At 73.2% G+C, this 12,685-nt stretch carries 3 protein-coding genes; all 3 read right to left on the bottom strand.

Translation table 11 applies throughout. The features are described 5' to 3' along the window. Positions 1 to 267: 267 nt before the first annotated feature. The 3 genes from AC3WPZ_RS22395 to AC3WPZ_RS22385 all read right to left on the bottom strand — a co-directional run bounded on the left by AC3WPZ_RS22395 (position 268) and on the right by AC3WPZ_RS22385 (position 12,683). On the bottom strand, positions 268 to 678 hold the full coding sequence (locus AC3WPZ_RS22395; RefSeq protein ID WP_492441612.1) for an ExbD/TolR family protein: 411 nt from the start codon (positions 676 to 678) through the stop codon (positions 268 to 270). Between the two features lie 4 nt (positions 679 to 682). After that, entirely contained in the window at positions 683 to 2,425 is a 1,743-nt protein-coding gene (locus AC3WPZ_RS22390; RefSeq protein ID WP_492441610.1) for a DUF2341 domain-containing protein, read from the bottom strand. A gap of 106 nt (positions 2,426 to 2,531) precedes the next feature. Continuing rightward, positions 2,532 to 12,683: a filamentous hemagglutinin family protein gene (locus AC3WPZ_RS22385; protein WP_492441608.1), complete on the bottom strand. Its 10,152-nt coding sequence runs from the start codon at positions 12,681 to 12,683 to the stop codon at positions 2,532 to 2,534. Positions 12,684 to 12,685 lie beyond the last annotated feature (2 nt).

The following is a 12,685-nucleotide window of genomic DNA, read 5'->3' as shown; positions in this document are numbered from 1 at the left end:
GGCGGCGGTGGCTTGAGCAGCTCGATCTGCTGCACCGCGCGCTTCTTCGTGGGCTCGGTGGGTTCGCTGAACAGCTTGTAGAGCCACACGCCGAGCGCGATCAGCAAGGTCAGCAGCAGCCCGACGGCCACGACACGGAACAGGCGCGGGTTCATGAGCGTGGCCCGGCGCGAGGGGTTTCAAACCAGAGGCACCGCGGAACCGGCTTTGCCGGGCCGCCAGTGCCGCCCCCTCGGGGGGGACGCGCGAAGCGCGGCGGGGGGGTCTTCATTTCGCCGAGCGCTGCGTGACCAGGCCGATCTGGTTCAGGTCGAGCCGACCCAGCAGGTCGAGCACCTCGACCACCTTCGCGTACTGCACGGCGGAGTCGCCCTTGACCACGATCGGAAACTCCGGCGTGGCGGCCTTGAACTGCAGCAGGCGCGCCTCCAGGTCGGCGATGGTGGCCATGGGGTAGGCGTCGAGGTAGAGCGCGCCGGTCTCGGTGATGGTGATGGCACGCGTGGCCGGCTTGGCCAGGCTGGGCGTGTTGCTGGCCCGGGGCAGGTTGACCTTGATGCCCTGCACCGAGGCCGTGGTCATGAGGATGAAGATGACCAGCAGCACATAGGCCAGGTCGAGCATCGGCGTGATGTTGATGTCGTCGTAGACGGCACCGTCTTCCTGAACCTGTGCCATGGCCTCAGTCTCCGTAGGTCTCGGCCATCTTCGTGACGAACTCGTCCACGAAAACCGTCATGTCGTTGGACAAGGCCTTGATCTTGGTCTGCAGGTAGTTGTAGCCAAACAGCGCGGGGATCGCGACGCCCAGGCCGGCCACGGTGGCCACCAGCGCGGCCGCGATGCCGGGCGCGATGGCGTTCACGTTCACGTCGCCCGCGGCGGCGATGGCCGCGAAGGTGATCATCACGCCGACCACGGTGCCCAGCAGGCCGAGGAAGGGGCCGCCCGAGATCGCGATCGTCAGCAGCACCATGCCGCGGTCCAGCCGCTGGCGCTCGCGCGTCATCTGGGCGTCGAGCGCGGCGCGCACGGCCAGCATGGCGCGTTCGCTCACCGAGGGCGCGGTCACGCCGTCGTGCTCCACCACCGGTGCCTTGGGGTCGCCCAGGTGGAAACGCGACTTCAGCTCGCGCGCGCCCACCTGGTAGATGCGGTGCAGCGGCGAGTGGTGGAACTGCTCGGTGGGGGCGGTCAGGGTGTCGAGCTGGCGGGCGTGCTCCTGCGCGCCGGCGTCGAGCGAGCGCAGGCTGGCGCTGAGCCGGTCGAAGGCCTCGCCGAAGCGCGGGTTGCTTTTTTCCACGCGCGCGAGCAGCAGCGCCTTGGCCGCGATCACGTAGATCGCCACGAACAGCATCAGCACGCAGATGATGGTGACCACCCAGCCGTCGACGGTCAGGTTGTTCATGGTGGCCACGAAGTAGCCGGTCTCGCCGCTGGTGTCGGTGGTCTCTTCCTGGCCCATGCGCACCAGGCGGCCGGCCTGGCCCTGCGAGTCGGCCTGCGTGGCGATCCAGGCCTCGGTGCGCTGCACCGTGGACACCTGGGCCTCGTCGATCTCGCCAACCAGGCCGCCGCCGATGCGCAGCGCCCCGGCGGGCGCGAAAGCGGCCGGCAGGCTGGTGGCGACCTTGCCGTCGATGTAGAGCACGGTGTTGCTGCCCGCGCTCACCGCGATGTGGCGCCACGCACCCAGGGCCAGTGGCGCGCCGCCGGGGGCGGTGGCCGCCGCCACGCCGAGCACCGGCACGCCGCCGTGCAGCGAGAGCGTGAGGCCGCCGAAGGCCAGCAACTCGCCGTCGGCGCGCTCGGGCTTGATCCAGGCCGAGAAGGTGAAGCCGGTGGCCGCCTGCAGCGTGGCGTCGCCGGCCTGCAGGCCGCCGTCGCCGTTGAGCCGCGCGGCGCCGCCGATCAGGCCGCTGGGCACCGGCGTCGAGGTGCCGCCGAGCACGTGGTGGCCCGCGCCCGCGCTGTCCTGCGGCAGGCCGCTGGCCTCGCCCAGGTGGTACACGGCCCACTGCGAGGCGTCGTAGAGGCCGGTGGCCGCCACCGGCTGCGCGGCTTCGTTGCCGTAGTACAGCCAGATGTGCTGCGCCGCGTTGCTCCCGGCCAGGCGCGGCACCTGCACCCACACGAAGGCGAGTTCGTTGGTGCTGTCGAAGCGCTCGATGTGGTGCGGCAGCACGGTCTTCTCGTCCTCGGCCACGAAACGCAGGTCGGACGCGTTCTCGTTCGCCGCGAGGAAATCGAAATTGCCGGTGGACAGGCGCACCAGCACCGGCACGCCCGTGGCCTCGGTGGCGATGCCGGCGGCCTGGGTGTCCAGGGTGATCTTCTTGCGGATGGTCCAGGCCTCGTCCCACCACGCCTGGGCGGAGAGGGGCAGCATCAGCAGGCAGACAGCGAGGGTGAGGAAACGTTTCATGGGAAGGGCATCAAAAGGCCGGGCCACGCGAGAGCGGGGCCAGCACAGAAAGGTAAGAAGGAACGGTGGCGCGGGTGTTACAGAAGGGGAGAACCATCCATTCGGACTATTCGTTGCCGAAGCCCAGCACGTCCACGCGCACCACCGACGGGCGCAGCGCCGCGGCCAGTTCCTGCGCCGCCTTGGCCGAATCGGCCGCGGCCTGGTTGAGCGCCTCGACCACGCGCGAGGCGTCGTCGCCGCCCGAGGTGGCGCCGGAGGACGCCGCCGTCACGGCGCTGGTGTCGGCCACCGGTGTGCCGGTGCTCGTGCCGCTCGCCGAGATGTTGTCGGCGCCCAGCACCACCTGCGCGGCGATGTTGAGGTTGCCGGCGCGGATGCCGGCGTCGCCGGCGTTGACCGTGCCCTTGGGCGCGACCAAGTCCACGTCGCCCGCGCGCGCGCCGCCGGTGGACAGCGCGCCGATGCCCGAGCCCGTGGCCGCGCCCTGCAGCACCTGCGTCACGTTGCCCTGGGCGTCGATCAGGATCAGCGGCGGGGGCACCACCGAGGCCGTCTTCTTGCCCTTGCCGGCGTCGATGTCGCCCTCGCTGGACCAGAGCATCACGTCGCCACCACCGACGGTGAGGATGCGCGACTGGTTGACCAGCATGTCGCCGCGCGCGAAGCCGCGCACGCTGCCTTCGCCGATCACCGCGACGCCGAGCACACCGCTGTCGGTCAGGCCGATGCCCGAGCCGGGCTTCTGTGTGGCCAGCAGATCGGCCGGCGTGTTGGCCAGGCCCACCACCACGTCGCCGCCGGGCACCATGAACTCCACGTCGCCGCCGGCCTCGGTGAGGATGCGGCTGGCGAACAGGTTGAGCGAGCCCTGGTAGCGCGCGAAGCCGCCCTGCGGCGTGCGCTCGGCCATGCCGGGAAAGGCCAGATCGAGCACGGCATAGCCCCGGCTGTAGTCGCCGGCGAAGGCACTCTCTCGCTGGTTGTAGTCGCGCCCGGTTTCGCGCAGCGCGGTGTAGACCATGGTGCGCACGCGCTCGCGCTGCGCATCGGCCGGCTGCGCCTGCAGGGCGCGCACGGCATCGGCGGCGTTCGCGGCGTCCAGGCCGGGGTTTCCGGTGAGCCAGCGCGCGGCCCACAGCGCGCCCACGTCGTCGGGCGCGCTGCCCAGCTGCGCGAGCAGGCGGCCGATCACGTCGGTCTCTTTCCAGGCCGCGTCGCCGATGCCGGCGTAGATGTGCAGGTCCGCGCCCTGCGAGGGCAGGGCCGGGTTGTCGAGGTTGCCCCGGCTCACGATGCCGGCCGAGGTGCCCAGGTCCACGTCGCGCCCGGCGCGCACTTCGAGCCGGCCCGGGCCGGCCACCCACACGTAGGAGCCTGGCGTGCGCGAGGTGCCGGTGGAGCTGAACACCACGTCGCGCCCGGCCTGCACCACCGACACGTCGTCGGCGTCGTTGTGCTGGATCGACAGGCCCAGGTTGCGCACGTCGCGCCCGGCCTTCACCGACACCGGCTTGGCGCTCGCGAGGTTGAGCCGGCCGGACTGGCCGACCACGTCGCCCTCGCTGGCGTGCAGCAGCGCCGGGCTGTCCGAGCCCTGGTGCACCGGCACGGGGGCGTGCGCGGTGACCGTGGTGGTGGCGAAGGCGCTGCTGCGCGTGACGGGTTGCAGCGCATCGGGCAGCGGCGCCATGTCGCCGAGGTTCAGGCTCGCGGCCACGTTCACCTCGTCGCGCGCCAGCAGCGCGAGCTGCCCCGCCGCCGAGGGCTGCAGGGTCGAGCTCACGCCGTCGACCACCGCGCGGCCCTGCGGCGCGGTGATTTCCAGGCTGGGCGGCAGCACGCCCAGGGCGATGGCCGCGTTGTAGTTCGCCGCGCTGATGGAGAAGTTGAGCGGCGCGCGGTAGATCTGGTTGGTGGTGGTCAGCGACGCCAGCTCGCTGGAACCCCCTGGCCGGTTGTGGAACACCACATCGCCGGTGAGGCTGCCCATCTGCAGGGCCGCGCCGTCGCTGTAGGTGGAGAACAGGCTCCACTGCGGGCTGGCGGAGTTGCCCACGTTCACCCCGGTGCCGTTGCCGGAGGACTGCACCACCAGGTGCGGGTTGATCACCGCGTGGATGCCCACGTCGCCGCGCGCCGTGACCTTGGCCTGCGTGTCGCCCATCGCGAGGATGGGGAAGAGCGCGCGCGAGCCCGTGCCCACGGTGACGCGTTCGCCAGCCTCGATGTTGCCGCCCGCGTCCAGCCGCAGCGCGCCCCGGTCGGCCTGGTACTGGCCGCCCTGGATGTCACCGCCCGCCTCGACCCGCACCGACCCCCCGCCGGTGACCACCAGGCGGTTGGTGGACGGTGTGGTGCCGGTCGAGCGCGCCTGCGTGGGCGCGCTGGCCGAGAGGTTGCGCACGTCGTTGCCCGCGCGCAGCGTCACGTCGCCGCCGCCGAGCGCGGCCACGCCCTGCTGGAAGCGGTCGAAGCGGACCCACCAGCCCGGCGCCGTGGTGTAGCTGTCGCCGGTGGTATTGGTCTGGCCCTGGCGGAACAGCCAGTTGCTGTAGAGCTGCTGTGAACGCGCAAGCGACTGGATGTCTCGCCCCGCTTCGATCACCACGTCGCCACCCTGCTCGCTGAACTGCGCGTTGGCCGGCACGGCGAAGCCGGCCACCGGCGTGGCCAGCTTGCCGGCGGTGTAGATGGCGGACTCGGCGCTGGCGAGCACCACGTCGCGGCCCGCGTGCACGCGGATGTCGCCGGTGCCGGTGCGCAGCAGCTTGCCGGCGGCCAGGGTCACGTCGCCCGTGCCGTCCACGGTGGCGTGGCGGCTCACGGCGCCAAGGTCGGCGCCGGCGGTCACGTTGAGGCTCCACGAATCCTGGCCGCGCAGCGTGGCCGGCACCGGCGAGGTGGCGGCGCAGGTGGGGGTGGCGCACGGCGTGGCGGTGCTGAAGCCGTCGGAGAGGTGGTTGTCCAGCTTCACGTTGCCCGCCGCGCGCAGCGTGAGCACGCCGGGCTGGCCGCCCGCGTGGCTGCCGTCCAGGTTCCAGTCGTTGGCGAGGGTGAGGTCGCCCTGCGAGCGCACCTCCACGCCCGAGACCACCTGGAAGCGCGCATCGGCCGCCTGGCCCAGCCGCGATTCGATCGCGCCATGGCGCGCCGCGAAACCGTTCAGGTCGGCGTTCACCGTCGCCAGCGAGAGTTCGCCCGCCACGTTGCCGGCGGCCGTCAGGCGGTTGATGTTCTCGTGGACCTTGACCGCTTCCAGGCGGATCTGGTCCACACCGTCGAAGGTGGAGGCCACTTGCGTGACGGCCACGTCTTCGCTGGCGCCCGAGCCCGTGCGGCGCGCGCGCAGCAGCACCTCGCCGCCGCGCGCGCCCTGCGCCGCGATGGTCGAGCCTTGCTGCAGGTCCAGCACGCCGTCGCTCGAACCGAGTTCGACGGTGCCACCGTTCTGCGCCGCGTCCGTGGCCTGCACCGAGATCCGCGCGCCGCTGGCCAGCGTGAGGTCGCCCTGGGCCTGCACGCTCACGCGCCCGCCTTTCGCGCCGCTGGCGTCCAGCGCGCCGGCCACGCGGATGTCGCCGCCGTCGGCCGCGATCGCGATCTCTTGCGCGCGCACGGTCTGCCCGGCCTGCAACTCAAGATCGCCCGTGCGCACGCGGTAGGCCTGTTCCTGCGTGAAACCGCCCTGCCCCACCGCCGCCGCGAGCGCGGAGAAATCGACCACGCGGCCCACGTCGACCGAGATCCGCGCGCCCTCGCCACCGCCCGGGGCGGCCTGGCCTTGCAGGCTGCCGGCGGCGAGGTCGAGCGTGCCACCGGGGGTGCGGATCTCGATGCGACCCGCGTCGCCACCCGCCACCGCCGACACGCCGATGCGCGCGCCCTGCTCGACCACGATGCCGCCGCTGCCCTGGGACTGCAGGCTCACCCGGCCGCCGTCGGTGGCGCGCTGGGCATCGAAGTAGCTCACCTGGCGGCCGCCCGCGTCGATCTCGGCGGTGGCGCCCACGCGCAGCTCGCCGCTGCGCGAGGTGAGGCCGAGTTCGCCCGAGGGCAGCACGGCGCGCGCGCCGAAGTCCAGCGACTCGCCTTCGAGCTGCCAGCGCGAACCGAGCGCGGAAGCCGCCGCGTCCGCGCCGGCCAGGCGGGCCACGGCCAGGCGACCGCTGGCGTTGAGGGTCTGGTTCGACGCCTCGGTGCCGACGATCGCGCCGGTGGCCACCGTGGTGGTGCTGGCCGCCACCGCCAGCGAGCCCGTGCCCACGCCGGCCAGCGTGCCCGCGTTCAGCGCCACCGTGTCGAAGCCGTCGATGCGCTTGGCGCCTTCGCCCAGCTCCAGGCGCTCGGCGTGCACCGTGAGCGCGCTGCCCGGGGCGGCGCTCACCGGCGCGGCCGTGGCGCCCGCCGCGTTGGCGAAGCTCACCGTGCCGGCGCGCACCGTGGCCTGGGCGTTGTCGCGTCCCGAGATCGCGGCGGCGCGCAGGTCCAGCCACCCCAGCGTGGCCTTGCCGTCGGCGCCCTGGGCGCCGAGCTGCGTGTCGCCATACAGGTCGATCGACGAGTAGCTGCGCAGCGCCAGCGCGTCCAGCGTGTCGAAGCGCGCGAGGTCCGCGTTGTCGTAGACCACGCCACCGGTGCCCGTGGGCACCTCGCCCAGGCTGATGCGCGAGGCGCCGATCTCCAGCCGCCCGCCCGTGGCGCCACCGAAGCCGAGTTCACCCTGGAAGCGGTTGTCGGCCGTGGCGTCGAGAACGATGGCCGGCGCGTCGATGCGGCTGCTGGCCGCGCCCACGATGGTGCCGGTGCTGCGGTCCGGCGCGCCGGTGCGCTCGTAGGCCACGGCGTCCACGCCGGCACGCACCAGCGCCCCGTTGCCGGCCACGCTGAAGGCACGGCCCGAGCCCGCCGGCCCTTGCGCCTGCAGGCGGCTGCCCTCGGCCAGCTCCACGCGCTCCGACCCGGCCAGGATGATCTCCGGCGCACGCAGCGCCGAGGCCTCGTCGTTGGTGAGCGTGACCTCGCGGGCGCCCACCGTGATCACATCCTTGTCGCCCTCGGTTCTGCGCTCGCCGCCGATGAGGATGCTGGCCGCGCCCAGCGCGTTGAGGTCCTGCGCGGCGATCACGGTGGCGCCGCTGGTGGTGGGCGCGAGGCCCGCGCCCACCACCTCGATGCGGTCGGCCGAGAGGTCCACCGCCGCACCGCGCCCGCCGCTCGCCGCGGCGGTGAGGAACTGGCCCTGCAGGCGCAACGCGTCGGCGCCCGTGCCCTGCGTGACCATCGAGAGGCGCCCCGCGTCGGCGGCCTGCACGGCGCCGGCGCCGAAGAAGTCGGCCGCGCGCGTCACGGTGTACTCGGCGCGATCGCGCACCTGCTCGGCGGTGAACACCTCGACCGCGCTCCACTGGCCCGGCGTGGGCGCCTGCGCGCGCGTGTCGGTGACGAAGCCGGCCGCCACGCGCACGCCGTCGGCGCGCGTGTGGGCCTGCGAAGGCAGCAGCGTGGCGGCGCTGTCGGTGAGCCGCACGGCGAAGGCGCCGGGCAGCAGGGCGTAGCGGCCCGGCAGCAGCACATAGCGGCCGTCGGCCAGGCCGGGCACGCCGCGCAACTCGATCGCGCCGGAGCGCTCCAGGCGGCCGTCCAGCGCGGCGTCGCCCGGCGCGAAGCCGGCCGCGTGGGCGGGCAGCACGGCGTACACACCGTCCTGCGCCAGGAAGTCGAGCGAACCGCCCGGGCCGACGGTGAATTCGTCGGCCTGCAGGTCGCCGCCGCCGCGCAGGTCCACACGCGCGCCGGCCTGCACGTCCACGCTCGCGCCCTCGGTGCGGATGCGCTTGCCTTCGAGTCCGCCGATGTCGCGGTCCGCGCCGTTGGCGCCATAGACCCAGGTGCGGCCGTTCTCGATGCGGCCGTACGGAATGAGGCCTTCGGCGTGGACCGAGGTCAGGCTGCCCGATTGCAGCTCGAGCGCGCCGCGCGCCTGCAGGTCGATGGCGCCCATCGGCGCCCACACCCGGCCCGCCTGGGTGATGTCGCCCGCCTTGACGGTGAGGCTGCCCTGGGCCGACAGCGGCATGGCAGGTTCCGCGCCCACGGCGTGGATGCGCACGTCGCCATTCGGCACGTCGATGGTGAATTTCGCGTCGGTGCCCGGCGCGACCACGCCCGCGTGCAGGTCCAGGTCGCCACCGACGGTGAGCGAGCCTTCGCGCTGCGACGCCGATGCGCTTTCCAGCCGGATCTCCTGGCGCCCGGTGAACCGCACCTGGTCGGCGCCGGTCACGGTCACGCGGTCTTTCACACGCAGCAGCTCGGCCTGCACGTCCAGCGTGGCCGGCCCGCCGATGGGCGCGGCCGCGCTGGTGTTCGCGCTGTTCGAGAGCAGCACCTCGTGCGCCCGAACCTGGGCGCCCGCGCCCTGGACCTGCAGCTGAGCCGAGTCCAGGCGCACGAAGCGCAGCTCGCGCGCGCCGGCTGCGGCCTGCAGCTGCGCGCCGTCGGCCAGCGCGATGCGGTCGGCACTGCTCAGGTCGATCGCGTCGAAGCCGGCTTCGCGCAGGGCCGTGGCCGAGAGGCGCACGTTGCCGTTGTGCGCGTTGTCCAGCGCCGCGCCGGGGGCCAAGCCCGCGCTCTGTGGGGCCAGGGTCTGCTCGACCGTGAGCTGGCGCGGCGTGAGCGGCGCACCGGCGGCCGCGCGCGCGGTGGCGTCGGTGGCCGTGAGGGCGAACACGAAATCCCCGCCGCGCGCGTCGGCCGCGCGCGCCTGGGCGAGCACCGTGCCATCGAGCAAGGCACCTTCGGTGGTGCCCACGCGCAGCGTGCCGGCGCTGGCCGAAACCGACTGCCCCAGGCCTTCGGCCGCACCGGCGTGGTCCACGCGGGTGGCGGCGCTGCCGCTGACGTCGATCACCGAGCCGGCCTGCGCGACCACGTAGGCGTTGGTGCCCTGCAGCTGCACCGTGCCGCCGTCCTTCACCTGCGCGCGCACCAGGCCCTGGTCGTCGACCTCGGTGCGCACCACGCCGCTGGCGTCCAGCCGCGCGTGCTCCCCCAGCCAGACCGCCGCGTCGGCGCGGAACGGGTCGGCGGCGGCGCGGTTCACGCTGGCGCTGATGGTGCCGCCCTGGGCCTGCACCTCGCCCAGCAGCTGCACCTGGGCGCGCGCGCTGAACGACACGGTCGCGCCCGGCTCGGCCAGGATGCGCGCGCCCTCGCCCAGCGTGACCGTGCCGGCCGTGCTGTCGAGCGTGGCCGGCGCGCTGAACGCGAGGTTGACCGCGCGGCGTTCCAGCGGCGGGCGCACCTCGTTCTGCAGCACCTGCGCGAGCGGGGCGCCGGTCGAGGCGGTGCCCGCATCCGGCGTCAGCGCTCGGGTGGTCAGCAGGGGCTGCAGCACGGTACCGGCCACGATGTCCACCGAGCGGTCGCCGCGCACGTTGACCTGCTCGAAACCGCCCTTCGAGAAGAAGTCCGCCGCGAGGTGGGTGGCGTCGGCGGGCGCGCCCGCGCCCGAACCGCCCACCACCACCGCCGGTGCGCCCAGGGTCAGGCGGCCGCCCTTGTCGCCGCCGAACGCGCTGAGCTCCCCGCCGAGCGCCAGCCCGGTCGCGCCCGAGAGTTCGATGGCGCCGCCATCGCCCAGGCGCGCCTTGCCTTTCGCGTCGATGCGCGCGCCGCCGTCGGCGCGCAGCACGCTGCCCGCGCCCAGCGAGAGCGCGCCGTCCGAGTCCATCACGATCTGGCCGGCGTTCACCGGCACGGTGGGGGCGTTGGCCTGCGCGAGGCGGGGATTGAGGTGGGTGAAACCACCACTCACGTCGATCGTGCGGCCGGCCGCCACGTCCAGCCGGGGGGCCGGTGCGCCGGTGTTGACCACGTTGTTGGCGGCATTGAGTTCGATGCGCCCGCCCCGCGCGCTCAGGTTGGCGTCCACCTGCACGCGCTGGCCGGTCACCGAGAGCGAGCCGCCAGGCTCCATCGCCAGGTCGCTGCGGATCACGACCTCGTTGTTGCCGAAGACCTCGAGCCGGGCCACGCGGTCCTTGCCGAGCAGGCGCGGGTCGATCACCAGCGTCTCGGTGAAGGGCTGACCCAACACATCGCCAAAACCGAAACCGGTCTGCAGGCCCGCGAGGCCGCGCTCGATCAGCACGCGCTGGTTGAGCTTGAAGTCGTCGCCCACCGCGTTGCTGCCCAGGCGCAGCGTGGCGCCGGCCGGCGCGCTGCCGCTGGCCTGCTGCAGCGTGCCCTGCACGGTGCGCCCGACCACGTCGCCCTGCATCACGGTGGCCTTCATGCCGACCACGTTCACGCGCCCGGCGTCCTTGCCCTGCACATAGCCCGCGTCGTGGCGCTGGGCCGCGCCGGTCTCGATCACGTCGGTGCGGTTCCAGCGGTCGTGGTCCACCCGGAAGCGCGATGCATCGCCGTCGTAGCGCGTGCCCGCCGTGGCCTCGGTCGCGTCGACCAGCTTGCCGTTGGTGATCAGCACCGACTGCTTCACCATGCCGGGCCGGTAGTCCACGCTGCCGCCGGAGACGTCGATGGTCGCACCGCTCTCCACGATGGTCTCGCCCTGCGAGCGCAGGTTCACCGTGCCGCCGCTGGTGGCGCGTTCGGCCGCGCCACGCTGCAGGCGCGCCGCGTAGCTCTCCAGGCTGTCCTTGGCCACCAGCGTGTCCAGGCCGCCTTCGGCCAGGGCCAGCGCGCGCTCCACGTCCATGTACACCGTCTGGCCGCGCAAGGGGCCGTTGCGGTTCACCGGCGAGTCCTTGAGCTCGTCGCCGCGCAGCTCCACGGCCACGCTGTTGCGCGCCACGTCCACCGCCACGCCCTGCAGGCCCGAGACGTCGATGACCGCGCCCTCGGCGATGTGCAGCCGCGCGGTGTTGGAGACATAGGACGACCCGGGCCGGGTGAAGGGGTCGTTGGCGCCGACCGCGCCCGGGTTGTCCTGCGCCGTGATGTCGACCGTGCCCGAGGGCGCGACGATGCGCGAGCCGCTTTCCAGCCGCACGTCCTGGCCCACGACTTTCACCACCGAAGGCTTCTCCAGCCGGTCGCCGTTCTCGCCGTCCTGCGCGGTGGCGCCGCTCTCGGTGTCGATGCGGACCTCGGTCCGGCTGCCCGCGCCGATCACCACGCGCCCACCGCGCGTGGGTTCGCTGCTGCTCACCGCGCGGTCGCGCGCCAGCAGGTAGACCGAGCCGTTCTGCACCACCGAGCTGGAGGCCGAGGCCAGGCCCTTCTGGTTGACCGCGTAGCCGATCATGGTCACGTTGCCGCGATCGGCCGAGAGGCTGCCGAGGTTGGTCACGTGGCCGAGCAGGTCGTCCGCCGGGTTGACCAGCGCCACCGCCTGGCCGTCGATCTCGCCGTTCTTCACGCTGGTGTTGGCCTGCTCGTAGCCGTTGAGCGCGGCCGGGCTGTCCACCTCGACCAGCAGGCCGCTCACGTTGCTGTCCACGCCAGAGGCCGAGCGCAGGTAGAGCTTGCTGGCGGCGGCCATGACCACCTGGCCATCCGGCGCGCTCACGCTGCCCCGGTTCACCACCGTGGGCGCGATCAGCATCACGCGGCCGAATTGGCCCGCGCTGATGCGCGCGCCCTCGAACACCTTGACGAAGCCGCGCGCCTCGCCGCCGTCCAGCGCGAGCTGGAACTGGGGCGTGAGCGTGTTGCTCGTGAGCAGGTTGTCGACGAACTGGTCCGCCATGTTCAGCGTGCTGGCGGTGAAGCTGTTGAGGTTCACCTGCGAGCCGCCCATGAAGGCGATGCCGTTGCTGTTGACCAGGATGATGTTGGCCTTCTGGCCGGCGGTCTGGCCGATGGCGCCCGCGATCACGCTGGGGTTCATGTCCCAGATGCGGTTGAGCGTGGTGAAGCTGGCGCCCGGCACCAGCTGGTTGCTCGCCAGGTCCTGCACCTGGCGGAACTGCACGCTGTGGCCCGCGCCGACGTTGAAGCTCTTCCAGTTCAGGATGGCCTTGTTGCCGACCTGGTTCACGAAAGCCTGGTTGGCGATGGCCTGGTAGGCCGCCTGCCCGGCGGTGACGAAGGCCGGCAGCGCCCCGCCCGCGCTGGGCACGGGCAGCTGCTGCGCGCCCAGCGGCGTGGCGATCAGCAGCGCGGCGGCCAGGGTGCCGGCGGCGCGCGCGCCGCTGGCGGCCTTGCCCTGCGCGCGCGCGCACTCGGCCACGGCGACGAGGGTGCCCAGGTGGCGGCTGAAGACGATGCGGTGGCGTTGGCGGTTCATGG

Source organism: Hydrogenophaga sp. FW305-3-2-15-A-LB1, assembly GCF_058787875.1.
Note: the sequence above shows the minus strand (reverse complement) of the source record. Positions and strands in the feature narration are given on the sequence as shown.